Origin of the sequence: Enterobacter sp. SORGH_AS_0287 (assembly GCF_031453695.1) — a bacterium.
Classification (GTDB): Bacteria; Pseudomonadota; Gammaproteobacteria; order Enterobacterales; family Enterobacteriaceae; genus Enterobacter; species Enterobacter ludwigii.
Map to the genome: position 1 here is coordinate 487,034 of NZ_JAVIZW010000001.1, position 25,318 is coordinate 512,351.

A 25,318-nucleotide genomic window follows, 5' to 3' on the forward strand; every position below is an offset into this window, starting at 1 on the left:
ATTTATAGAGAAATTACAATGGCTACGCGTAAAGGTATTATTCTTGCTGGTGGATCTGGCACTCGTCTCTACCCAGTTACTATGGCAGTGAGCAAGCAATTGCTGCCAATTTATGACAAACCAATGATTTACTATCCGCTGTCAACGCTGATGTTGGCAGGGATCAAAGATATTCTCATCATCAGTACGCCGCAGGATACCCCGCGCTTTTCACAACTTCTGGGCGACGGCAGCCAGTGGGGATTGAACCTTCAGTATAAAGTCCAGCCAAGTCCTGATGGACTGGCACAGGCCTTTATTATTGGCGAAGAGTTCATCGGTGACGACAGCTGTGCGCTGGTGCTGGGCGATAATATTTTCTATGGTCATGACCTGCCAAAACAGCTGGAAGCCGCAGTTGATAAAGGCGAAGGTGCTACGGTATTTGCTTATCATGTTAATGACCCTGAGCGTTATGGTGTGGTGGAATTTGACAAAGATGGCACTGCTATCAGCCTGGAAGAAAAGCCACTGGAGCCGAAGAGCAACTATGCCGTAACAGGGCTTTACTTCTACGATAACGATGTAGTGGAAATGGCGAAGAACTTGAAGCCTTCAGCGCGCGGTGAGCTGGAAATTACCGATATCAACCGAATTTATCTGGAGCAGGGGCGTCTGTCTGTTGCGATGATGGGGCGTGGCTATGCGTGGCTGGATACAGGAACACACCAAAGCCTGATCGAGGCGAGCAACTTTATTGCCACAATTGAAGAGCGTCAAGGTTTAAAAGTTTCTTGTCCGGAAGAAATTGCTTTCCGAAAAGGTTTTATCGATGCGGAGCAGGTCAAAAAACTTGCAGAACCACTGAAAAAGAATGCTTATGGTCAATATCTGCTCAAAATGATTAAAGGTTACTAATTAATGAATGTGGTAAAAACTGATATTCCCGATGTAATGATTTTTGAGCCGAAAGTATTTGGTGACGAACGCGGTTTTTTCTTTGAAAGCTTTAGCCAAAAAATTTTCGAGGAAGCAGTTGGGCGAAAAATTGAATTTGTACAGGATAACCATTCGAAATCGTGCAAAGGCGTTTTGCGTGGACTGCACTATCAGTTAGAACCGCATGCGCAAGGTAAATTGGTTCGCTGTGTTGCGGGGGAAGTATTTGATGTCGCAGTGGATATTCGTAAAGCCTCCCCTACTTTTGGCAAATGGGTAGGAGTAAATCTTTCTGCTGAAAACAAAAGACAATTGTGGATCCCTGAAGGATTTGCGCATGGTTTTTTAGTATTAAGTGATTCTGCTGAGTTTGTTTATAAAACTACAAATTATTATGCACCGAAGTATGAGGCTGGAATAATTTGGAATGATAAAAGTATAAATATTGAATGGCCATCAATTGATGTTATTTTATCTGAGAAAGATAAACAAAACTCGCAGTTTCAAAAAGCTATTGGAGTAAAATAAAAATGATCGATATTTTAAAGTTAATCGGTAGAAATAAAGCATTGCTCGATACTGATGTTGTTAATCATGAGAACGAACTGAGAAAGATTGTTTCAGCTTCAAAGTTTCTGGTGCTTGGTGGAGCAGGGTCGATAGGTCAGGCGGTAACTAAAGAAATATTTAAAAGAAATCCTAAAAAGTTACATGTTGTTGATATCAGTGAGAATAATTTAGTTGAACTTGTACGTGATATCCGGAGTTCATTTGGATATATCAATGGGGATTTTAAAACCTTTGCTTTAGATATTGGTTCTATCGAATATGATGCATTCATTAAAGCTGATGGTAAATATGATTATGTTTTAAACTTATCTGCTTTGAAACATGTTCGTAGTGAAAAAGACCCTTACACGTTAATGCGTATGATAGATGTTAATGTGTTTAATACTGAGAAAACAATCATTCAATCTCATTTACACGGAGCTAAAAAATATTTCTGCGTCTCAACGGATAAGGCCGCAAATCCCGTCAATATGATGGGGGGCTCTAAACGCATCATGGAAATGTTTTTAATGGAACAAAGTAAGAATATAAATATTTCAACGGCTCGATTTGCGAATGTGGCCTTTTCCGATGGTTCATTATTGCATGGTTTTAATCAGAGGATACAGAAAAGACAACCAATTGTAGCGCCTAATGATATTAAACGTTATTTTGTCACTCCGCAGGAATCAGGTGAATTATGCTTGATGTCATGTATATTTGGAGAGAATGGGGATATATTTTTCCCAAAACTAAGTGAAGAATTAGATTTGATAACTTTTTCAGAAATAGCAGTATTGTATTTACAACAATTAGGTTTGAAACCATATTTATGTAACACAGAGGAAGAAGCCAGAGACTTTGCAAAAAATAATATCGGCAAAGATTTTTGGCCGTGTTTGTTCACTCCTAGTGATACGACAGGTGAAAAAGATTTCGAAGAATTTTTCATGGCTAATGAAACTGTCGATATGAATAAATATAATAATATTGGCATTGTTAAAAATTCATCTTCTCTTGACACTAAAAAAATCCAGAATTTCCGTAAAAAGATTCATGATATGAAAAAAGATTTATCCTGGACTAAAGATGAAATCGTTTCTTTGTTTCACGAGACTATTAGTGGTTTCGGACATCAAGAAAAAGGCAAATATTTAGATGGCAAAATGTAAAGGTTGAAACATGAACGCTGATATCCTGGTAACTTTTATTAGAGATCTGTATAAAACGGATGATTTCATTCCTCTCCATGTGCCAACATTTAAGGGAAATGAAAAGGCATATGTTGCAGATACTATTGAATCAAGTTTTGTTTCTAGCGTTGGGAAGTATGTGGATGAGTTCGAAAGAAAAATCGAATCTTACACAAAAAGCCCTAGGGCAGTAGCAACTGTAAATGGTACCGCTGCGCTACATGCGGCACTCTATCTTTCTGGAGTGCAGCGTGGTGATTTAATCATTACACAAGCATTAACTTTTGTTGCAACATGCAATGCGATATATCATTTAGGTGCAGAGCCTGTTTTCATCGATATATCACCTATCAGCATGGGCCTTTGTCCAATAGCAATGAATAATTGGCTTGATGAAAATGCTGAGCGCACAGAATTAGGGGCTATTCACCGTAAAACGGGTAAGAAAATTAGAGCGGCAGTGCCTATGCATACATTTGGTCATCCTGTTGAATTGGATGAATTACTTCAAGTATGCCAAAAGTGGGGGATTGCTTTGATAGAGGATGCAGCAGAAAGCCTTGGTTCTTTTTACAAAGGAAAACATACTGGCACGATCGGTAAGTATGGATGCCTAAGTTTCAATGGTAACAAAATTATAACTACCGGTGGCGGTGGCATGATCTTATGTCACTCAGAGGAAGAAGGTAAAAGAACTAAACATGTAACCACAACGGCGAAGATACCACATCCCTACGAATTCAATCATGATGAGCCAGGGTTTAATTATCGTATGCCAAATATTAATGCTGCTCTTGGTTGCGCACAAATAGAAAATATTAACTTGTTCTTGTCTCAAAAAAGAGAACTTGCGAAGAAATATCAAGAGTTTTTTGCTAATAGTGAATTAAAATTTGTTTCTGAACCTGAATATGCACGCTCTAATTATTGGCTAAATGCTGTTGTATGCGACACAAAAGAAACCAGAGATAGACTGCTTATTGATATGAATCAAAATGGAATAATGATTAGACCAGTGTGGAAATTAATGCATCGTTTACCGATGTATAATGGATACATTCGTGACGATTTGAAACAATCTGAAATCATCGAAGAAAGGTTAATAAATCTTCCAAGTACACCTATTAATAGTTTGTAGGAAAGTTTGGTATGACAAAAAAAATTGCTGTCTTTACTGGTACAAGAGCTGAATATGGTTTGCTATATTGGTTAATGCAAGACATTAAAGATGATAATGCTCTTGAACTCCAGGTTTTAGTCAGCGGGATGCATTTGTCTCCTGAATTTGGCTTAACATGGCATCAGATAGAAGAAGATGGTTTTAAGATTGATGAAAAAGTAGAAATCTTACTATCTTCGGATAGTGCTGTTGGGGTAGTGAAAAGTATAGGGCTTGGCCTAATTGGATTTGCCGATGCATTAACCAGGATGAAACCTGATCTGATTATCATTCTAGGAGATCGGTATGAAGCTTTTGCGGCAGCTCAGGCAGCGATGTTTTTAAAAATACCAATCTTTCATTTACATGGTGGAGAAATTACTGAAGGTGCCTATGATGATGCGATTAGGCATGCAATAACGAAACTAAGTTATTTGCACGGAGTATCAACTGAGGAATATCGAACAAGAGTCATTCAATTGGGCGAGGAACCTAATAGAGTATACAATGTTGGCGCGTTAGGCCTTGAACATCTTCACCGTACAAAACTACTAAGTTTAGATGCATTAAGTAAATCATTAAAATTTTCGCTTGATCGCCCTTATTTTCTTGTCACATACCACCCTGTTACTCTTGCAAATGAATCTCCAAAGCGTTCATTTGAAGCATTATTAGATGCACTTGATGAGTTTAAAGATCACAAAGTGATTATTACTTACCCGAATTCGGATGACGGTGGTAGGCAAATAATTCCAATTCTAGAAAAATATGCGAAAACTCAAGTGGAAAGAGTCTATGCCATTCCATCTTTGGGACAGCTACGCTATCTTTCTGCCTTAAAATACAGTTCAATGGTAATTGGGAATTCTTCAAGTGGTATTATTGAGGCGCCATCGTTTTGTGTCCCGACAATAAACATCGGCTCTCGGCAAAATGGCAGATTAGCGGCAAATTCAGTCATTAATTGTCAACCAAATAAATATGATATAGTTGAGGCAATTAAAACAGCTGTTCAAATGAAAGATGAATTTAATTCTCTAAAAATTGATAATCCTTATGGGGAAGGTGATTCGAGTAAGAAAATCATTAATGCTATTAAGGCCCTCGACTTTCAACCCATGAAAAAATTTCACGATTTAGGATAATTATTATGACTCTTATCATTGCAGAGGCCGGTGTAAATCACAATGGTCAGCGTGACCTGGCTTTTCGTTTGATCGATGCAGCACACAATGCTGGTGCAGATATAGTTAAGTTTCAAACATTTAAATCTCAAAATCTGGTTACAGCAAGTGCTGCTCAAGCTGAATATCAAGTTACAAATACTAATAAAACTGAATCACAGCTAGCCATGTTAAGCCGATTAGAGCTATCTTATGAAACCCATAAGGAACTAATTGACTATTGCAATCAATTAGGAATTGAATTCTTATCAACTGCATTTGATGAGGATAGTTTAAAATTTTTGGTGAATGACTTAAAATTAAAAACATTGAAAATACCTTCAGGGGAGATAACAAACGCTCCCTTTGTATTATCACATGCATTGACCGGCTGCAATATTATGCTATCTACCGGAATGGCAACATTGTCCGAAATTGAAGATGCTCTGGGTGTACTGGCATTTGGATTTACTTCTAGTGGGAATGTAATACCTTCACGCACCGAATTTCAAAAAGCATATTCATCGGATGCAGGACAGCGTGCTCTGAAAGAAAAGGTACGTATATTACATTGTACTACTGAATACCCTGCACCAATGAATGAAATAAATCTTAAGGCGATGGATTCTTTGGCTGTAGCCTTTGGCTTACCGACCGGTTATTCAGACCATAGTCAGGGTATTACTATCCCAGTAGCAGCTGTTGCCAGAGGTGCAGTGATAATCGAAAAACATTTTACTCTTGATAGAAATATGGAAGGACCAGATCACAAAGCGTCTTTAGAACCAGACGAGCTTGCTGAAATGGTTAAGGCAATTAGAAACGTCGAATTAGCTTTAGGTGATGGAGTAAAAAGACCAACAGCCTCGGAGCAAAAAAATAAATCGATAGCACGACGCAGCATTGTTGCTGTGAAAGATATTAGTGCGGGATCTTATTATAGCAACGAAAATATTTCGGTCAAACGTCCCGGAGATGGTATTTCTCCGTATGAATTCTGGGATATGCTAGGGAAAATGGCAAAAAAAGATTATTGCGAAGGTGACAGAATTAGCAATGACTAAAACAATTGCACTATTGGGGGGGGGAGGGCATGCCTCCGTAATAGCAGATGTCTTGCTCAAGCTTGAGTATAAAATAGAAGTTATTGTTGATAAACAGCTAACTTTAAATCGTGAAATTTTTAAAGGAATTCCCGTTATTTCTGATGATCTTTTTTTCAGTAAATATTTACCAGGGACAATTAAAGTTGCTAATGGATTAGGCTTTGTGCCTGGTTCTTGTAAAAGAAATACGATCTTTGCAAAATTAAAAGCTATGGGTTATGTGTTCGAAACAATAGTATCTAAGGACGCCTTAGTTTCATCGTATTCAGAATTAGACGAAGGTGTGCAAGTTTTACCCGGAGCAATAATTCAGCCCGGCGTTAGGCTGGGTGAGAATACGATTATCAATACACGCGTTATCATCGAGCATGATACAATTATCGGTAATAACTGCCATATCTCCCCTGGTGGGGTCTTATGCGGTGGTGTAAATTGTGGCGACAATGTATTTATAGGCGCTAATGCGACTGTTATACAAAATATAAATATTGGAGACGAAAGCATTGTTGGTGCTGCAGCTCTTGTCCGGAAAAATATTCTTCCTAAATCAACTTTTTACTAAACATTATGATTACTCTTTAGTCAGGGGGATACAATGAAAAAAAAATGGCAAAAAGTTCTTATATCACCAAATGACAGTATTCGAAGTGCACTGAAAATTATTAATGACGAAGCCTTACGGATAGGCCTTGTTATAGATGATGAGAGTAGGTTACTTGGAGTGCTGACCGATGGAGATATCCGTCGTGGAATTTTGAAAAATGTTGACCTTGATGCAAATGTAAGCTGCGTGATGAATAAATCACCCGTTACTGCAACTGTTGAAACAACGAAAACACAGCTGATTCAGCTCATGTCTAATAGATCTATTTTGGCGATACCAATTATTGATCCTCAATCTGGGAAAGTTCTTGGGCTAGAAACGTATGAAACAAGTATTGAGAAACGTAGCTATAAAAACCCAATTTTTATCATGGCGGGAGGATTTGGCACTCGGTTAAAACCCTTAACAGATAATTGCCCAAAACCAATGCTTAAAGTTGGTGATAAACCAATTTTAGAGACACTTTTAACTCAGTTTATCGCCTCTGGATTTGAGAATATATATATATCTACGCATTACATGCCAGAGTATATTTCTGATTATTTTGGTGATGGCTCTAAATGGGGTGTGAAGATAACCTATGTATATGAGGCAGAGCCATTAGGTACTGGCGGTGCACTCGGGCTTTTACCTAAAGATATTGATGATTTGCCGTTGATCATGATTAATGGCGATGTGCTTACTACGTTAAATATTGAGAAGCTATTGCAATTTCATATTGAATCAAAATCAATAGCGACAATGTGCGTGCGAGAATACGAATATCAAATTCCATATGGAGTTGTGCGAGGAAAAGGTAATGTTATTACGGACATGGTTGAGAAGCCAATTCAGAAGTTTTTTGTAAATGCCGGGATTTATGTCGTTAATCCAGAAATATATAAAAATGTTGCAGCAAATATAAAGATTGATATGCCAACTTTATTAGAGCAACAAATAAAAATGGATAAACAAGTAACAATGTTCCCAATCCATGAATACTGGTTAGATATTGGCCGTATGGACGACTTTTATAAAGCGCAACAAGATATACAAGGGTTGTATTTATAATGATGAAGATAGCGATAATTCCTGCAAGAGGCGGGAGTAAAAGGCTTCCGGGTAAGAACATTAAAAACCTTTGTGGCCGCCCTTTAATTGAATGGACAATAGATGCGGCCTTAAAATCTGAGCTATTCGATAGGATAATAGTTAGTACGGACTCAGAGCAGATTCGAGATATCTCTATACGAGCTGGAGCGGAAGTTCCTTACCTTCGTTCGCCTGAACTTTCATCTGATACAGCAACGACAAATGATGTGGTAACAGATATAATTAGATGGCTAGAAGAAACTGGCGTTGAAGTTTCTACTGTTATGATATTACAGCCAACTTCTCCACTAAGAACCGAGACTGATATAGCAAAAGCTTTCGATTTAATGAATGAAAAAAAAGCTAGGGCTATAGTTTCAGTATGTGAAGTCGAACATCCTATCCAATATTGTAATACCTTGCCTAATGACTTATCAATGGATAATTTCATCCCGGCTATTAATATTCAACGTTCTCAAGACTTACCCACATATTATAGGCTAAATGGCTCCATTTATTTGTTTAATAGAGATTATGTTTCTAATATTAATAATCTCTACAGCAAGGGAACATTTGCATATATAATGAATCGGTTTAATTCCATTGATATTGATGAGCAAATAGATTTTGAATTGGCTGAAATACTACTGTCTAAAAGAGTTGATTAATACAGGTATCCTATGTCATTTCTAAAGAAATCATCAGTATATTTGATTTCAAACATATTAAATGCATCAATACCCTTTATTCTATTACCAATTTTGACTCGATATCTTACGACATCTGAGTATGGAAAAATTGCTATTTTCCAAACCATCATTACAGGACTGGTTTCAGTTATAGCATTCAACACTCTTGGTGCAACCGCTCGGGTTTTTTTCGATAAAAAAGATAAACATTATCTAAAGAACTACAATGGTGCTTGTTTTTGTCTCTTGATTTTAAGTTTAGCAATTATTATTCCTTTAACTTTTATTTTTTCAACAGGTCTGGTATTTTTTACTGGAATAGATAGGAACTGGATTCTCGCGGCTATATTTATAAGTGGCATAAATTTTGTAGTTCAATTTCGGTTAAACCAATGGCAGATTACTGAAAAAGCAATATCATTTGGCTTGTTGCAAATTGGGCAAAGCCTTCTTCTTTTTATATTTACATTAATATTTGTTGTTTTTCTTGCGCGACATGCTGAAGGGCGAATTGAAGCGCAGATGTATTCAATGATGATTATTTTTGTAATTACTATTCTTCTGATCCAAAAAGATAAACTGCTCAGTTTTAGAAATATCAAGAAAGGCATGTTTTTAGATGCATTAAGCTTTAGCGTCCCTCTAATACCACATGTTTTTGGCATGTATCTTATTAGTTCAGTTGATCGGTTTTTCATAAACTCGAAATTGGGATCTGATCAAGCTGGTATATACATGGTTGCAATGCAATTGAGTATGGGAATGGTGATTGTTTTCGATGCTGTAAATAAAGCATTTATGCCATGGCTTTTTAAGGAATTAAGCAATAGTTCTTTTATTCAAAGAAAACATATCGTTAGCAAAACATATTATTACTTTATTTTATTAATCTTTATTGGTATTTTATCATTTTTAATTTCTCCATATGTTTTAACTTTAATTGCTGGTGAGAAATATAAGGCTGGAAAGTTGGTTATAGGGTGGTTATGCTTAGGGCAAGTTTTTCTTGGCATGTATTTAATGGTAACCAATTATTTGTTTTATGCAAAAAAAACAGGACAGTTATCAGTATTAACTATAGCCTGTGGCGTATTTAACGTAATTCTCCTCTTGTGCTTAATTGCTCCATTGGGTATCGAAGGAGTAGCAATTTCCTTTGCAGTTTCGATGCTTTTACGTTTTTTGGGAACTTGGTTCCTTGCTTATAAAACAAAACTTGTACCATGGACTTTAGGGAATGTATGATGGAAAATAGTCGTAAGTCACCATTATCTAAATTTTGCGTTATTAATAATATTCATGGTCTTTTCATATATTATCTTTTAAATCCTGAAGATTTTAAAAAAACAACCTTTGTTATTTCGGATGGGATTTCGAAAGATATTCAAAAGAAATTACCCACAACAATTGTCTTTCCTTCATTTAATAATTACCCTAAATTAATTAGCCTCTTGCTAAGAGTCATTTATTATAATTACAAAAAAATTTTGCTGCATTTTAGTAGACAAAATATTCAAGTATATGGGCATGATCACTTATATTTCTCTCAACTATATATCAAACGCAGTAACAGCTTTATCTTAATTGAAGATGGGTTGGCAAATTACTCCTCTACGAAGGTTAGTCGTTATTCTTTTATTAGAGAAATTTTATTCGGTTCAAAAGGTCCATTTTTTGGATGGAGTGATGATATTGATAAAATAATTCTTTCAGGCATTGTTACCATACCGGAAAGAATCAGCAATAAAGTTACTGAGATTGATATTACAAATGAATGGAACCACCTAACATTCATACAGAAAAATTATTTTTTAGATCTATTTTCTGAAGAACCTTATATTCCTCTCTCTAAGGTTGTTATTTTCACTCAGCCTTTTTCTGAAGACGGGATGATGACTGAGCATGAAAAAATTGAAATCTATAAAATTATTTATGAACATTATTGTAGTATTTATAGTAAAAACGAAATTTGCATAAAATCTCACCCACGAGAACAAACTAATTATTCTAAATATTTTGACTGTGCTTCAATTCAATCGAAGATCCCTGGTCAGATAATGATTTTAATTGATCAACCTGAGGTATTAGCAACAATCTATTCAAGCGTAGGTTTTGTAAAAGGTAGTGCTCAAGCGCATGTATGGGGAACCTCTTTTAACGAGTTTCTTTTGAAAAAAGTAGGTAAGTTTGAAGGAAACTATAATGGATTTAAAAGAAATGAGAAAAATTGTTGTTATTCATCCATTGGATGATAGTTATGGGGCAACGAAGATTTTATCTTATGTAATCTCTATTTTGTCAAATTATTTTTTGATTGAAGTATGGTATAAAAATGATAAAAAGTGCCTGGAGGCCTTTCTCCTACAACAGTCAAGTAAAATGGAAAATATAAACTATAATAGAGTTACTAGTATTCCTGTTGTGCATAGTAAAATTTTTACTGCAAATGGTGTTTTTTGTCTTTTTAAAGATTTCATAGAGTTCAGTTTTCATCTCTTCAGAAATAAAAAAAAGTATGATTTAATTTATATTAATACATATGCTGCTGGTTTGGTTGCATTTGTCTGTAAATTATTGCGCGCAAAAAATATTATCCATTGCCATGAGAATCAGAAACAAAAATTTTCAGGCAGGGCGTTGGCTTTTTTGGTAAGAAAAAGCGCAAATCAAATCATTTGTGTATCTAATGTTGTGAAAGAGTATGTTACTAATGGCGATAAGAAAATATGTGCCAGTGTTGTGAAAAATGGGGTTTCCGATATTTTTGAAAATTCTATTAATGAAAAGCGCATTGATCAAGCTAATCCAAAATTTCTTATAGTAGGTAGAGTTATGCCTGAAAAAGGATATTGGTTGTTAGCCGATGCAGTTAAAAAACTCACAAATAATGGAAACCAAAGTATTCAAGTTGATGCTTATGGAGATGCACCACCTAATCGTTCTTACTTACTCGAAGAGTATCGTAATTATCTAAAAGAAAATGATATAGATCACCACATCAGGTTACTCGGTTTCAGTGAAAGCGCTGATCGCGAAATGTTTAATTATGATATAGTTTTGGTCCCATCGGTCATGAGTGATCCTTTTCCGACAACAGTGTTGGAAGCAATGCGAGCGAAGTGCGTAGTGATTACAACTTCACACGGAGGAGCTGCAGAAATAATTAGCAATAATTATAATGGAATACTTATCGATAAAGACGATAGTGATGCTTTTGCTGAAGTATTAAAAAATATATGCCAGCAAAACGTTGATGTTGAGCTCTTGGCTTCGAGAGCCAGAGATTATTACACCAGTAACCTTACTAAAGCTCACTTTGAAAAGAATATCCTTAATCATGTTCAAAAATTCATAAAAGATCATATCGATGAATAACATTTTTAAAACAGTGTTTTTATTATTAACTGCAATTTATCTCTTTTCAATGACATTTGATGGTGTATTAATTCGACAAGTTGTAACTGTCCTTTTTTTGGCATTTTCTCTTTTACTATTTATCTTTGATAAGACTTACTTTTCTCCAGGCATTATTGTTGGAATCGCTATTCTTATAATCATTTTCTCTGTATCAGCTTTATTATCACCAAACGATGACTGGAAACTAAAAGTCTACTTTATATTTTCTGGTGTGGCTTTTTTAGCATTTTCATACGCTTTGTATATTTTAGATTATAAACGCTATTTCTTTCACTTTTTTGTGTTGGCTTGCACGTTAATTATTATTAGGCTGCTAATTACTCATGATGAAAATATAATTTTCTTTGAGGCTAGTAGGAATATTGTAGCAACTTTTATTATTTTCCCAGTTGTTGGTAGTTTTTTGTTCACTTTACAAAATAGAAGTTTACTACCAATGGCTATTATTACTGTATTTATGTGCTTTATATTAAAAGGAAGAACTGCTTTATTAATATCTGCTGTAATTCTTTGCGTTGCGTTATATAAAACTTTTGGTTTGAAAGGAATGGTGATTGTTATACTGATTTGCTCGCCTTTCATGATGTTTATTGATGTAGGTTCTCTTAACGAAAGGATTGCTGATAATACTAACTTTTCTGAAGGGTTAAAAACTACACGAAGTGTTATTTATAATGAGTATTTTTCTAATTTCAGTTTGACAGATTTTGTTTTAGGTCGTTCATTTAATGGAATGGAAATAATCAATATATTAAATAATAACCCTCATAATTCTTTTATATTAATACATTCATTATTTGGTTTTCTACCTGTCTTATTACTTCTAATCCTTTTTTTATTTGTGACATTAAAAACACTAGTTCGTTATGGTGCAATATGTGCTTTGCTGTTTGCATTAATTCCTATTAAAGCAATGACAGATAGTGTGATTTTTTTCAATTTGTTAGATGTTTTTTATATGTTCCCTATTATGTTGTTAATGAATGGAAAGCGAACAATTAATTCAGTTGGCGCGAAGAATGAAGGTTATTAATGAAAAAAATATCTATAATTGGTATTGTTGGTATTCCAGCCTCTTATGGTGGGTTTGAGTCACTTGTAGAGAACCTGACGAGATTTTCTAGTGATGATATTGACTATCAAGTTTATTGCTCATCAAAGCAACTTCCAACTCGCTTGGAACACCATAATGGAGCTACATTAAAATATATTCCTTTAAAAGCAAACGGAATTCAAAGTGTTGCATATGATATTGTTTCGATCATGCATACCTTGAAAACTAAACCAGATGTAATACTGGTACTTGGCGTTTCTGGTGCAATTTTTTTTCCAATATTTAAGCTTTTTAGTCGTAGCAAAATCATTACCAATATTGATGGATTGGAGTGGCGGCGTGAAAAATGGGGCAAATTTGCGCGTTTATTCTTAAAGTTTTCCGAATATATAGCCATTAAATTTTCTGACGTAATTATCACCGACAATCAAGCTTTGTCTGATTATGTTTATAGCAAATATAATCTACGGAGCGAAGTTATTGCATATGGTGGTGACCACGCAATTAGTGTTGATGAGCTTTTAGAGCCAACTGGAACTGATTATTTTCTCCATGATGATGAAGAATTCTTCCTAAGCATCTGTCGGATAGAGCCTGAAAATAATATACATTTAATTCTTGATTCTTTTACTAAAACTGAAAAAAAGATCAAGTTCATTGGCAATTGGAACTCGAGCGAATATGGACGTGCGCTAGTTGAGAAATACAATCATTTCTCTAATATCGAGCTAATAAATCCAATTTATGATATAAAATTGCTTTATCAAATAAGGATGTCTTGTTCTGGCTATCTTCATGGACATTCTGCTGGAGGTACGAACCCATCCTTAGTTGAAGCAATGCATTTTGGTAAACCAATATACGCATTCGATTGCAGCTTTAACCGTTTCACAACCGAAGGGCAAGCTTTTTATTTCACTGATAGTGATAATCTTGTACAACTTTTGAATGATCCTCAGCTTAAAATTTATGAAAATTCTGCTGCAATGCAGGAAATTGCAGAGCGTAGATATACATGGCAGATTATAACCAGTCAGTACGAAAGCCTGTACTAAAAGTAAGGTTGACATGCAATGCATTGATAATAAATAATTTTATTTAAAGAGCATCTTCCACTACCTTTCTCCATAAATCCTGAGTTAACATCATAGATACATTCAAGCCGCGTATTTTTCGTGGCGACCATCCCTGACAGGAGTATGTAATGTCCAAGCAACAAATCGGCGTTGTCGGTATGGCAGTGATGGGGCGCAACCTGGCGCTCAACATCGAAAGCCGTGGTTATACCGTCTCCGTTTTCAACCGCTCCCGTGATAAGACCGAAGAAGTGATTGCTGAGAACCCGGGCAAGAAACTTGTTCCTTTCTATACGGTGAAAGAGTTTGTTGAGTCCCTGGAAACGCCTCGTCGTATCCTGTTAATGGTGAAAGCGGGCGCAGGTACCGATGCTGCTATCGACTCTCTGAAACCTTTCCTCGAAAAAGGCGACATTATTATTGATGGCGGTAACACCTTCTTCCAGGACACCATTCGTCGCAACCGTGAACTGTCTGCTGAAGGTTTTAACTTCATCGGTACCGGTGTTTCCGGTGGTGAAGAGGGCGCACTGAAAGGCCCATCTATCATGCCTGGTGGTCAGAAAGAGGCGTACGAACTGGTTGCGCCAATCCTGACAAAAATCGCTGCGGTTGCTGAAGATGGCGAGCCGTGTGTGACCTATATTGGTCCAGACGGTGCGGGCCATTACGTGAAGATGGTTCACAACGGCATCGAATACGGCGATATGCAACTCATCGCAGAAGCTTACTCTCTTCTGAAAGGCGGCCTGAACCTCTCTAACGAAGAGCTGGCTGAAACCTTTACCGAGTGGAACAAAGGTGAGCTGAACAGCTACCTGATTGACATCACCAAAGATATCTTCACCAAGAAAGATGAAGAGGGTAAATACCTGGTTGATGTGATTCTGGACGAAGCTGCGAACAAAGGTACCGGTAAATGGACCAGCCAGAGCTCTCTGGATCTGGGTGAACCGCTGTCTCTGATCACCGAATCCGTCTTTGCACGTTACATTTCTTCCCTGAAAGAGCAGCGTGTTGCGGCGTCCAAAGTATTGTCTGGCCCACAGGCTAAATCCGCCGGTGAAAAAGCTGAATTCGTCGAGAAAGTTCGCCGCGCTCTGTACCTGGGTAAAATCGTCTCCTACGCGCAGGGCTTCTCTCAGTTGCGTGCCGCGTCAGACGAGAACAACTGGGATCTCAACTACGGTGAGATCGCGAAGATCTTCCGCGCAGGTTGCATCATTCGTGCACAATTCCTGCAGAAAATCACCGATGCTTATGCGGAAAACGCGGGTATTGCTAACCTTCTGCTGGCGCCATACTTCAAGAAGATTGCCGACGAATACCAGCAGGCGCTGCGTGACGTTGTGGCTTACGCTGTGCAGAACGGTATTCCGGTTCCGACCTTCTCCGCAGCAGTGGCGTACTACGACAGCTACCGTGCTGCCGTTCTGCCTGCGAACCTGATTCAGGCACAGCGCGACTATTTTGGCGCGCATACCTATAAGCGTACTGATAAAGAAGGTGTATTCCATACCGAATGGATGGAATAAGTTAAATAACGCGTTGTAATTAAGGCCCGGAGCTCGTCTCCGGGTTTTTTTTACGCAAAATTTGGCTCGCGATACTCGAAGTAGTCTGAATGTCATCCTGCGAGCAGGGATTACTCCTGGTTTGCCTTGACAGTTCTGTTGGCCAGGAGGTACAAAGCCCAACAGTCAGGTTTATCGCGATGGTCAGGCGGCCATCAGTACAGTTAACTCACAGAAGTCATTAGCGAATGAAAATAACAATCTCCGGAACAGGCTATGTCGGTCTCTCAAACGGCATTCTGATTGCCCAGAACCATGAAGTGGTTGCGCTGGACATCGTACAGTCCAAAGTGGATATGCTGAATCAGAAGAAATCGCCGATTGTAGACAAAGAAATCCAGGATTACCTTTCGAACAAACCGCTGAATTTCCGTGCTACCACCGATAAAGAAGATGCTTATCGTGATGCGGACTTTGTCATCATTGCGACCCCAACAGACTACGATCCAAAAACTAACTATTTCAACACTTCGACGGTTGAAGCGGTGATCAAAGACGTTATCGCGATTAATCCGAATGCAGTGATGATCATTAAGTCGACCATTCCGGTCGGTTTCACTAAATCAATCAAAGAAGAGTTGGGTATTGATAATGTCTTCTTCTCGCCAGAGTTTCTGCGCGAGGGCAGGGCGTTATACGATAACCTGCACCCATCCCGTATCGTGATCGGTGAGCGCTCTGAGCGTGCGGAGCGTTTTGCTGCTCTCCTTCAGGAAGGCGCAATCAAGAAAGATATCCCGGTGCTGTTTACCGATTCCACTGAAGCCGAAGCGATCAAGCTGTTCGCGAATACCTACCTGGCAATGCGCGTGGCTTACTTCAACGAGCTGGACAGCTATGCCGAGAGTCTGGGCCTGAATACCCGCCAGATCATCGAAGGCGTGTGCCTCGACCCGCGTATCGGCAACCATTACAACAACCCGTCGTTTGGCTATGGCGGCTACTGCCTGCCAAAAGATACCAAACAGTTGCTGGCGAACTATCAGGCTGTGCCAAACAATTTGATTTCCGCGATTGTGGATGCCAACCGCACGCGTAAAGACTTCATTTCCGATTCCATTCTCGCGCGTCAGCCGAAAGTGGTGGGCGTATATCGCCTGATCATGAAGAGCGGTTCTGATAACTTCCGCGCCTCTTCCATTCAGGGGATCATGAAGCGTATTAAGGCCAAAGGCGTTCAGGTAATTATTTATGAGCCAGCGATGCAGGAAGATGAATTCTTCCATTCCCGTGTTATTCGTGACCTGGATGCGTTCAAACAGGAAGCGGATGTGATTATCTCTAACCGTATGGCGGAAGAACTGGCCGACGTGGCGGATAAAGTGTATACCCGCGATCTGTTTGGTAGCGACTGAGTCTCTGCTTAAGGCGCATAAAAAAACCGGCACTTGCCGGTTTTTTTGTTTTTATACTTTGTAGAAGTCGCGATACCAGTCAACGAAATTCTTCACGCCTTCTTTAACGGAAGTCTGCGGTTTGAAGCCAATAACGTCATACAGCGCTTTAGTATCTGCGCTGGTTTCTAGTACGTCACCCGGCTGGATTGGCATCATATTCTTTTCTGCTTCTATCCCGAGCGCCTCTTCAAGAGCCGTAATGTAATCCATCAGTTCAACCGGAGAGCTGTTTCCGATGTTATAGACGCGATAAGGCGCAGAGCTGGTTGCCGGTGAACCGGTTTCAACGGTCCAGTTTGCATCGGCCTGAGGGATAACATCCTGCAGACGGATAATGGCTTCGGCGATATCATCAATGTAAGTGAAGTCGCGCTTCATCTTACCGTAGTTGTAGACATCAATGCTTTTGCCTTCAATCATCGCTTTAGTGAACTTAAACAGCGCCATATCCGGACGACCCCACGGACCGTACACGGTAAAGAAACGCAGGCCCGTCGTGGGCAGGTTGTACAGGTGGGAATAGGTATGCGACATCAGTTCATTGGCTTTTTTGGTCGCGGCATAAAGTGAGACAGGGTGGTCGACCGAATCGTCAGTCGAAAAAGGCATCTTGCGATTCAGACCGTAAACGGAGCTGGAAGATGCATACAGAAGATGTTGTACCTTGTGATGGCGACAGCCTTCCAGCACGTTGAGATGCCCTACCAGGTTGGCATCTGCATAGGCGTGAGGGTTTTCAAGCGAGTAGCGTACACCTGCCTGTGCGGCCAGGTGGATGACGCGATCAAATTTCTCACGGGTGAACAGTGTGGCCATGCCTTCACGGTCGGCCAGGTCCAGCTTGTGGAAGGCGAAATTGTCAGATGTCAGCAGATCCAGACGTGCCAGCTTAAGATTGACATCATAGTAGTCATTCAGGTTATCAATACCGACGACCTGATGACCGGCATCCAGGAGTCGTTTGCTGACATTTGCGCCGATAAAGCCTGCTGCACCCGTTACCAGAAATTTCATACCTTCCCTCATAAAAATGTGTTCTTACTGATGCCATAACGCATCACATTGCGTCTATCATAGCGCGGCGGATGCCAGTTACATAACCCATCTTTCCGATTTAACTCATCGGATTCTTATAGAAAAATCCGTAGCAACAGATACACTATGTGAACATGTTTATTTTTGCCCTTTTTTATCTGTTAGGGATTGTATGACGCAGAACAACAATAGCCTGGTCAGCAGAAGTAATGACCGGGAGCAAATTGATTTACTTGATATAGTGCTGCAACTGTGGCGTGGAAAGTGGTTAATTGGAGCTTTTATCGCTTTTTTTATCCTACTGGCGGGCGTTTATATCACCACAGCTAAAGAAAAATGGACATCGTCCGCGATCATTGCTCAACCTGATGCCGCTCAGATTGCAACGTATGCAAACGCGTTGAATATCCTTTATGGTGGAGCCGCACCATCGATTCTGGATATCCAAACTCGTGCAATTAGTCGTTTTAATTCATCTTTTTCAGCATTAGCGCAGGCGCTTGAAAATCAGGAAATGCCGGAAAAGCTGACCATCGATTCCACGGTTAAGGGACAAGCATTTCCATTGACCGTCAGCTATGTAGGTGAATCTGCTGAAGCAGCTCAAAAGCAGCTAGCCCAGTATATTCAACAGGTTGACGAGCAAACCGCGAAAGAGTTAACCGTAGACCTTAAAGATAACATTAAGCAGCAGATCACAACACTGAATGACTCGCTGGAGAACCAGGAGAAAGTCTCGCAGGAACAAAAAGATCTGCGCATTAAACAGATTACGGAAGCGCTGAAGAACGCTGAAGCGGCCAAAATCACTTCTCCACAGATTCAGCAAACTCAGGACGTGACGCAGGAAACCATGTTCCTGTTAGGCAGCGAAGCGTTGAAATCGATGATTGAAAACGAAGCTTCACGTCCGCTGGTGTTCTCTGGAGCGTACTATCAGACTAAGCAGAACTTGCTGGATATCGAGAAGTTGAATGTTAACCCGGACACCATTCATGTCTATCGCTATGTCATGAAACCGGATCTTCCTATCTATCGTGACAGTCCGAAAAAGGCCATCACTCTGATCCTTGCTGTCCTGCTTGGCGGGATTATCGGTTCGGGTGTGGTGCTGGGCCGCAACGCATTGCGGAACTACAAACTAAAAGCGTGATTCTCATCAGATAAAAAAACCGGGGACATTCCCCGGTTTTTTTATTTATGTCTCTTACGTAGATTCTCAATCACCACCGTCAAATCCAGCTCCTGATCCTGCAGCAGCACCAGCAGGTGATACATCAAATCCGACGCCTCGTTGGTCAGCTCCTCGCGGTCATGTACGGTCGCGGCCAGCGCTGTCTCAACGCCTTCTTCCCCCACCTTTTGTGCGATACGTTTGGTTCCGCTGGCGTAGAGTTTCGCCGTATACGAACTTTCAGGATCCGCTGTTTTACGCTCAGCGAGTAACTGTTCCAACTGATACAGGAACAGCCACTGGTGGCTTGCGTCGCCGAAGCAGCTGCTGGTGCCCTTGTGGCAGGTTGGGCCGATCGGATTCGCCAGTACCAGAAGCGTATCGTTATCGCAGTCCGGCGTAATGCTGACCACATTCAGGAAATGGCCAGAGGTTTCCCCTTTGGTCCACAGGCGCTGTTTGGTGCGCGAGAAAAAGGTGACCTTACCGCTGTGGAGCGTTTTTGCCAGCGCGTCCTGGTTCATATACCCCAGCATCAGCACTTCACCTGAAACAGCATGCTGTACAACCACCGGCAGTAATCCGTCAGTTTTTTCCCAGTCCAGCTGCGCCTGTTGTTGCTCTGTTAACATACCCTGATCTCCACGCCCTGGTCGGCCAGGTACGTTTTTAACTCACCAATATTAATAATCTGTTTGTGGAACACGGAGGCCGCCAGCGCGCCGTCAACGTTTGCATCGCGGAAGGCTTCGAGGAAGTGTTCCATGGTGCCTGCACCGCCGGAAGCAATCAGCGGTACGTGGCAGACCGCGCGGACTTTTTTCAGCTGCTCAAGGTCATAGCCGTTACGCACGCCGTCCTGGTTCATCATGTTCAGCACAATTTCGCCCGCGCCACGTTTCTGGACTTCCTGCACCCAGTCCAGCGTCTCCCATTGGGTCACGCGGGTACGGCTCTCATCGCCAGTATACTGGTTGACGTGATACTTGCCGGTGGCTGCGTCATACCAGGTGTCGATACCGACAACAATACACTGTACGCCAAAGCGATCGGCCAGACGGGTAATCAGCTCCGGGTCTGCCAAAGCAGGGGAGTTAATGGAAATCTTATCGGCACCAAAGGAGAGGATTTTTGCCGCGTCTTCCGCAGATTTAATCCCGCCTGCCACACAGAAGGGAATATCAATCACTTCTGCCACGCGCGCCACCCAGCTTTTATCCACAACGCGGCCATCGCTGGAGGCGGTGATATCGTAAAACACCAGCTCATCTGCGCCTTCTTCAGCGTAGCGTTTTGCCAGCGGGACGATATCGCCAATGATTTCATGGTTGCGGAACTGCACGCCTTTCACTACCTGGCCGTCACGTACGTCCAGGCAAGGGATTATCCTTTTTGCCAGCATTGAATCGCCTCCGTCACAGTAAATTTACCTTCCAGCAGGGCCCGGCCCACAATCACGCCCTGTACGCCCGTTCCGCGCAGCGCGGCAATATCAGTGATATCACCAATACCGCCCGACGACTGGAAGGCCACCTGCGGATAACGCGCGCAGATTTCTTGATATAAAGAAACGTTAGAGCCTGCCAGCGTGCCGTCGCGGGAGATATCGGTGCACAGCACGTGCTTCAGGCCAACGGGCAGATACCTCTCAACCAGCTCTTCCAGCGTCACCCCGGAGTTTTCCTGCCAGCCGCTGACTGCAACCTGCTTGTTACCCTGTTCGTCGATACGAACATCCAGCGCCAGCACCAGCGCGTCAGCGCCAAAGCGGCGGAACCAGGCTTTAACCTTTTCAGGATCGTTAACGGCAGTCGAGCCGACGACCACACGCGCCACGCCAGCGTCCAGCAGCGCCGCAACGTCATCTTCCGTACGCACGCCACCGCCTATCTGGACGGGCACATCCACGCCGGCCACCAGTTTTTTAAGAAGTGGGATTTGACGTTTTGTCGGATCTTTTGCGCCAGTCAAATCCACCAGGTGCAGCACCTGCGCACCCTGGGCGGCGTAATCCTGCAGACGTGGCAAGGGGTCGTTACCGTAGTCGCGTTGCTGCCCGTAATCGCCCTGATGGAGACGGACAACCGTGCCGTCGATTAAATCTAAAGCGGGAATAATCATTACATCTCCAGGAAGTTTTTCAGCAACTGTGCGCCTGCGGCACCCGAACGTTCCGGGTGAAACTGCACGCCGAAGAAGTTATCTTTCTGCACCGCCGCGGTAAATGCTTCGCCGTAATTGCACTGGGCAATGGTGTACGGATTTACCGGCATGGCGTAGCTGTGCACGAAGTAAAAATAGGCCCCGTCTTCAATGCCGCGAAACAGTCTGTCACCGGCTTTGGCATAAACACGGTTCCAGCCCATGTGCGGCAGAGGCAGACCGTGATCGGTCATTTTCGGCACGTCTTCGTCGATAATCCCGAGCAGATCAACACCGTTGCTCTCTTCACTGCGTCGGCCCAGCAGCTGCATGCCGAGACAAATTCCCAGCACCGGTTGAGTACAGGCTTTGATGAGACTCACCAGCTCGCGCTCGTGGATCTGATCCATCGCCGCCTGCGCTGTCCCTACGCCGGGCAGAAAAAGCTTATCGGCGCGCAGTACGACGTCCGGGTCGCGACTCACGTCCGGTGCATAGCCGTGACGGGCAATTGCCGACTTTACGGAGTTCAGGTTGGCGCATCCGGTATCCAGAATCACCACATTCATTACAGCACTCCTTTCGATGAAGGCAGGGCGTCACCTTCCACGCGGATCGCCTGGCGAAGGGTACGGCCGAAGGCCTTGAAGAGACTCTCTACGCGGTGGTGGTCGTTCTTGCCCTTGGTCTTCAGGTGCAGCGTCAGGCCCATGGTGTAGGACAATGAGCGGAAGAAGTGCTCCACCATTTCGGTGCTCAGATCGCCCACGCGCTGGTAGTTGAAGTCTGCTTTATATTCCAGGTGCGGGCGTCCGGAGATATCCATGGCGCAGCGCGCCAGACATTCGTCCATCGGCAAAACGAAGCCAAAACGGTTAATACCGCGCTTATCGCCGAGCGCCAGCTTCAGCGCTTCACCCAGCGCCAGGCCGGTATCTTCCACGGTGTGGTGATCGTCGATATACAAATCGCCTTTCACGGCGATCTCCATGCGGAAACCACCGTGGGTCGCGATCTGGTCCAGCATATGGTCAAAGAAACCCACACCGGTGTGGATCTTGCTGCCGCCTTCACGATCCAACCAGACCTTAACGTCGATTTGCGTCTCTTTGGTGTTGCGCTCAACGTGCGAGTAGCGGTCACGCTGGGTCAACTGCTCACCAATTTTTGCCCAGTTAAGGGTGGAACGGTCATAGCGCAGCCCGGAGATACCCATGTTCTCCGCCAGCGTAATATCGGTCATGCGATCGCCAATGACATAGCTATTGGCTTTATCCAGCACGTCATCCGTCAGGTAGCGTTCGACCAGCTTTACCTTCGGCTTGCGGCAGTCACATTCATCGGCAGGCAGGTGTGGGCAGATCAGCACCTCATCAAATTCAACGCCCTGAGAGGTCAGCACCTGCATCATCAGGTTATGCGGGCCGTCAAAATCCGCCTGCGGGAAACTGTCGGTACCCAGCCCGTCCTGGTTAGTGATCATCACCAGCTTATAGCCGGCTTTCTGCAGCTTGAGCAGCACCGGGATTACATCGGGTTCAAAAGCCAGTTTGTCGAAACGATCGACCTGAAAATCGGTTGGCGGCTCCGAAATAAGGGTACCATCACGATCGATAAAGAGGGTCTTCTGGCTCATACTTTCTCCGCTTTCAGGGCGTCAATCACGCGCTGACTCTCTGCTCGGGTGCCTACGGTAATACGCAAACAGCCGCTTAAGGATGGTTGTTTATTTTGGTCTCGTAAGATAATGCCCTGATCCCATAAAGATTTAAATACGGCACTCGACGCGGTAAAGCGTACCAGGATGTAGTTGGTTTCAGAGTCGAATACCTGCTCCACGCAGGGAATATCTTTCAGGGCCGTGACCAGATACTGCCGTTCTTCAAGGATTTGCGCCACGCGTTCGCGCATCGCCTTGAGCCCCTGAGGGGCCAAAGCCTGCGCCGCAATGTCGGCAACCGGCGTAGAGAGTGGATATGGCGCAATCACTTTCATCAGCAGGTCGATGACTTCTTTATTGGCCAGCGTAAAGCCGCAGCGCAGGCCAGCGAGGGCGAAAGCTTTTGACAGCGTACGCAGTACAACCAGGTGCGGGTACTCCTCGAGCCAGCCAGCCAGCGTCGCCTGCGGGCAGAACTCAATATAGGCTTCGTCAGCCACCACCAGCGCTTTACCGCGCGTCATCTCCAGCAGGGTTCGAATGTCCTGCGGGTTGATAATCTGCCCGGTCGGGTTATTTGGACTGCAGACGAACACCACTTTCACGCCGTCAAGATTATCGGCAATCCCCTGTAGGTCGAGCTGCCAGTCTTCCAGCGAAAGCACGTTACGGCACGCCACGCCAAAGGTTTCTGCACTGACGCTGTACATTCCGTAGGTTGGCTGGCAGTACATGACAGCATCTTTGCCCGGTTCGCAGAAGGCTCGGATCAGCAGTTCAATGCCTTCATCTGCACCCCGGCTGACCAGCACCTGCTCAGGCTTTACGCCTGCGTACCGGGCGTAATTTTCGATAACCGTTTTCGGCTGGCATTCCGGATAGCGGTTCAGCGTTTGCTGCGACAGCTCGAACTGTACGGCCGTCGGGTATTCGTTGGCGTTCAGCCAGACATCACCGTTGCCACCCAGACGACGAGCAGACTGATAAGGCGTCAGGCGACGGACATTTTCGCGGGCTAATTCTTCAATGCTCATGCTTGCTCCTTCAGGGCTGCAACGCGCAGCGTAACGGCGTTTTTGTGGGCGGTCAGACGTTCGGCAGTGGCCAGGGTCTCAATGGTGGAGGCCAGAGAGGCAAACCCCTCGCGGGACAGCTCCTGTACGGTCATGCGTTTCTGGAAATCCGCCAGCCCGAGGCTCGAACAGGTTGATGTATAGCCGTAGGTTGGCAGAACGTGGTTGGTGCCGGAAGCGTAATCGCCGGCGGATTCCGGTGACCAGTCGCCAAGGAAGACCGAACCTGCGCTGGTAATGCTGTCAACCAGATCGCGCGCATTTCGGGTCTGGATAATCAGGTGTTCCGGGCCGTACTGGTTGGAGATGGCAATGCACTGCGCCAGATCGCGCGCCACAATCAGGCGGCTTGCTGAGAGTGCCTGGCGTGCCGTGTCGGCGCGCGGCAGGTCGGCAAGCTGACGTTCAACGGCTTCACCCACGCGTTTTGCCATATCCGCATCCGGCGTCAGCAAAATAACCTGTGAGTCCGGGCCATGTTCTGCCTGGGATAACAGATCGGAGGCGACGAAGTCCGGCGTTGCACCGCTGTCGGCAATCACCAGCACCTCAGAAGGACCGGCAGGCATATCAATTGCGGCACCGTCCAGACGCTGGCTGACCTGACGCTTTGCTTCGGTCACATACGCGTTGCCCGGGCCAAAAATTTTGTCCACTTTAGGAATGGATTCGGTACCAAACGCCAGCGCGGAAATTGCCTGTGCACCACCCACTTTATACACCGCCTGTACGCCACACAGTTTTGCCGCATAGAGAATTTCATCGGCAATCGGAGGCGGCGAGCACAGTACTACTTTCTGACAACCGGCGATGCGTGCCGGGGTTGCCAGCATTAATACGGTAGAGAACAGCGGGGCGGAACCGCCGGGGATGTAAAGCCCCACCGACGCAACCGGACGCATGACCTGCTGGCAGCGTACGCCGGGCACGGTTTCCACATCGACCGCCTGCAATATCTGCGCGGTGTGGAAGGTATCAATGTTTTTCACCGCGACGGCCATCGCCTGTTTAATCTCGTCACCGAGGCGGCTTTCCGCGTCCGTGATTTCCTGTTCTGTTACCTTTAAAGCGCTAACCTCGGTTTTATCAAACTTTGCGCTGTATTCCCGCAGCGCATCGTCGCCACGGGCTTTGACGTTATCAAGGATCTCGGCCACGGTGCGGGTAATGCTTTCTGAAGCGGAAATCGCCGGACGCATCAGCAGCGCGCGCTGTTGTTCTTGCGAACAATCGTTCCAGTTGATGATTGTGTTAAAGCTCATGG

The 25,318-nt window shown here is 43.2% G+C and carries 25 protein-coding genes; 17 read left to right on the plus strand and 8 right to left on the minus strand.

The window, feature by feature from the left end; all coding sequences use genetic code 11:
- Window positions 1-18: 18 nt before the first annotated feature.
- The 16 genes from rfbA to ugd all read left to right on the plus strand — a co-directional run bounded on the left by rfbA (window position 19) and on the right by ugd (window position 16,928).
- Window positions 19-897, plus strand: coding sequence for a glucose-1-phosphate thymidylyltransferase RfbA (gene rfbA, locus QE396_RS02185; RefSeq protein WP_020883272.1), 879 nt, complete (start codon window positions 19-21; stop codon window positions 895-897).
- Between the two features lie 3 nt (window positions 898-900).
- Window positions 901-1,446 carry a dTDP-4-dehydrorhamnose 3,5-epimerase gene (gene rfbC / locus QE396_RS02190; RefSeq protein ID WP_086532312.1) on the plus strand — a complete coding sequence of 182 codons (546 nt, stop codon included), beginning with the start codon at window positions 901-903 and terminating at the stop codon, window positions 1,444-1,446.
- A gap of 2 nt (window positions 1,447-1,448) precedes the next feature.
- Window positions 1,449-2,639, plus strand: coding sequence for a UDP-N-acetylglucosamine 4,6-dehydratase (locus tag QE396_RS02195; RefSeq protein ID WP_020883274.1), 1,191 nt, complete (start codon window positions 1,449-1,451; stop codon window positions 2,637-2,639).
- A 10-nt stretch (window positions 2,640-2,649) separates the two neighbouring features.
- The gene (locus tag QE396_RS02200) at window positions 2,650-3,798 is read left to right on the plus strand and encodes a LegC family aminotransferase (RefSeq protein WP_020883275.1); all 1,149 of its coding nucleotides are present in this window, start codon (window positions 2,650-2,652) and stop codon (window positions 3,796-3,798) included.
- Between the two features lie 11 nt (window positions 3,799-3,809).
- Complete coding sequence (gene neuC / locus QE396_RS02205) at window positions 3,810-4,964, plus strand: UDP-N-acetylglucosamine 2-epimerase (protein ID WP_020883276.1); 1,155 nt, start codon at window positions 3,810-3,812, stop codon at window positions 4,962-4,964.
- A 5-nt stretch (window positions 4,965-4,969) separates the two neighbouring features.
- On the plus strand, window positions 4,970-6,046 hold the full coding sequence (gene neuB, locus QE396_RS02210; protein ID WP_020883277.1) for an N-acetylneuraminate synthase: 1,077 nt from the start codon (window positions 4,970-4,972) through the stop codon (window positions 6,044-6,046).
- A complete protein-coding gene (locus tag QE396_RS02215; protein WP_020883278.1) occupies window positions 6,039-6,650 on the plus strand; it encodes an acetyltransferase in 612 nt (203 codons plus the stop codon). The genes neuB and QE396_RS02215 overlap by 8 nt, the downstream gene beginning before the upstream one ends.
- A 33-nt stretch (window positions 6,651-6,683) precedes the next feature.
- Window positions 6,684-7,742, plus strand: coding sequence for a nucleotidyltransferase family protein (locus QE396_RS02220; protein ID WP_020883279.1), 1,059 nt, complete (start codon window positions 6,684-6,686; stop codon window positions 7,740-7,742).
- Entirely contained in the window at window positions 7,742-8,431 is a 690-nt protein-coding gene (locus tag QE396_RS02225; protein WP_007949888.1) for a cytidylyltransferase domain-containing protein, read from the plus strand. Before QE396_RS02220 ends, QE396_RS02225 begins: the two co-directional genes overlap by 1 nt.
- Before the next feature lie 12 nt (window positions 8,432-8,443).
- Complete coding sequence (locus tag QE396_RS02230; RefSeq protein ID WP_007949889.1) at window positions 8,444-9,697, plus strand: lipopolysaccharide biosynthesis protein; 1,254 nt, start codon at window positions 8,444-8,446, stop codon at window positions 9,695-9,697.
- On the plus strand, window positions 9,694-10,704 hold the full coding sequence (locus QE396_RS02235; RefSeq protein ID WP_007949890.1) for a polysialyltransferase family glycosyltransferase: 1,011 nt from the start codon (window positions 9,694-9,696) through the stop codon (window positions 10,702-10,704). The genes QE396_RS02230 and QE396_RS02235 overlap by 4 nt, the downstream gene beginning before the upstream one ends.
- Entirely contained in the window at window positions 10,655-11,827 is a 1,173-nt protein-coding gene (locus QE396_RS02240) for a glycosyltransferase family 4 protein (RefSeq protein ID WP_007949891.1), read from the plus strand. The genes QE396_RS02235 and QE396_RS02240 overlap by 50 nt, the downstream gene beginning before the upstream one ends.
- Window positions 11,820-12,902, plus strand: a complete 1,083-nt coding sequence (locus QE396_RS02245) for a hypothetical protein (protein ID WP_020883280.1) — start codon at window positions 11,820-11,822, stop codon at window positions 12,900-12,902. The genes QE396_RS02240 and QE396_RS02245 overlap by 8 nt, the downstream gene beginning before the upstream one ends.
- On the plus strand, window positions 12,902-13,978 hold the full coding sequence (locus tag QE396_RS02250) for a DUF1972 domain-containing protein (RefSeq protein WP_020883281.1): 1,077 nt from the start codon (window positions 12,902-12,904) through the stop codon (window positions 13,976-13,978). Before QE396_RS02245 ends, QE396_RS02250 begins: the two co-directional genes overlap by 1 nt.
- A gap of 149 nt (window positions 13,979-14,127) precedes the next feature.
- Complete coding sequence (gene gndA, locus QE396_RS02255) at window positions 14,128-15,534, plus strand: NADP-dependent phosphogluconate dehydrogenase (RefSeq protein ID WP_020883282.1); 1,407 nt, start codon at window positions 14,128-14,130, stop codon at window positions 15,532-15,534.
- 227 nt (window positions 15,535-15,761) lie between these two features.
- Window positions 15,762-16,928 carry a UDP-glucose 6-dehydrogenase gene (gene ugd / locus QE396_RS02260; protein ID WP_020883283.1) on the plus strand — a complete coding sequence of 389 codons (1,167 nt, stop codon included), beginning with the start codon at window positions 15,762-15,764 and terminating at the stop codon, window positions 16,926-16,928.
- A gap of 51 nt (window positions 16,929-16,979) precedes the next feature.
- On the opposite strand, the gene QE396_RS02265 is transcribed toward ugd, so the two are convergent.
- Complete coding sequence (locus tag QE396_RS02265) at window positions 16,980-17,984, minus strand: NAD-dependent epimerase (RefSeq protein WP_020883284.1); 1,005 nt, start codon at window positions 17,982-17,984, stop codon at window positions 16,980-16,982.
- Between the two features lie 193 nt (window positions 17,985-18,177).
- On the opposite strand from QE396_RS02265, the gene wzzB reads away from it, so the two are divergent.
- A complete protein-coding gene (gene wzzB / locus QE396_RS02270; protein WP_020883285.1) occupies window positions 18,178-19,158 on the plus strand; it encodes an LPS O-antigen chain length determinant protein WzzB in 981 nt (326 codons plus the stop codon).
- A gap of 41 nt (window positions 19,159-19,199) precedes the next feature.
- Here the strand turns inward: wzzB and hisIE are convergent, their stop codons facing one another.
- From hisIE to hisD, 7 genes are read right to left on the minus strand one after another with little or no spacing between them, the layout of a single operon-like run.
- Window positions 19,200-19,811 (minus strand): bifunctional phosphoribosyl-AMP cyclohydrolase/phosphoribosyl-ATP diphosphatase HisIE, encoded by a 612-nt coding sequence (hisIE, locus tag QE396_RS02275; protein ID WP_020883286.1) that lies wholly within the window; start codon window positions 19,809-19,811, stop codon window positions 19,200-19,202.
- Window positions 19,805-20,581 carry an imidazole glycerol phosphate synthase subunit HisF gene (hisF, locus tag QE396_RS02280; protein WP_014170794.1) on the minus strand — a complete coding sequence of 259 codons (777 nt, stop codon included), beginning with the start codon at window positions 20,579-20,581 and terminating at the stop codon, window positions 19,805-19,807. Before hisF ends, hisIE begins: the two co-directional genes overlap by 7 nt.
- Window positions 20,563-21,300, minus strand: coding sequence for a 1-(5-phosphoribosyl)-5-[(5-phosphoribosylamino)methylideneamino]imidazole-4-carboxamide isomerase (gene hisA / locus QE396_RS02285; protein ID WP_020883287.1), 738 nt, complete (start codon window positions 21,298-21,300; stop codon window positions 20,563-20,565). Before hisA ends, hisF begins: the two co-directional genes overlap by 19 nt.
- Window positions 21,300-21,890, minus strand: coding sequence for an imidazole glycerol phosphate synthase subunit HisH (hisH, locus tag QE396_RS02290; RefSeq protein WP_020883288.1), 591 nt, complete (start codon window positions 21,888-21,890; stop codon window positions 21,300-21,302). Before hisH ends, hisA begins: the two co-directional genes overlap by 1 nt.
- Complete coding sequence (gene hisB, locus QE396_RS02295) at window positions 21,890-22,957, minus strand: bifunctional histidinol-phosphatase/imidazoleglycerol-phosphate dehydratase HisB (RefSeq protein WP_020883289.1); 1,068 nt, start codon at window positions 22,955-22,957, stop codon at window positions 21,890-21,892. The genes hisH and hisB overlap by 1 nt, the downstream gene beginning before the upstream one ends.
- A complete protein-coding gene (gene hisC / locus QE396_RS02300; RefSeq protein ID WP_020883290.1) occupies window positions 22,954-24,015 on the minus strand; it encodes a histidinol-phosphate transaminase in 1,062 nt (353 codons plus the stop codon). The genes hisB and hisC overlap by 4 nt, the downstream gene beginning before the upstream one ends.
- On the minus strand, window positions 24,012-25,316 hold the full coding sequence (hisD, locus tag QE396_RS02305) for a histidinol dehydrogenase (RefSeq protein ID WP_020883291.1): 1,305 nt from the start codon (window positions 25,314-25,316) through the stop codon (window positions 24,012-24,014). The genes hisC and hisD overlap by 4 nt, the downstream gene beginning before the upstream one ends.
- Window positions 25,317-25,318: the final 2 nt, after the last annotated feature.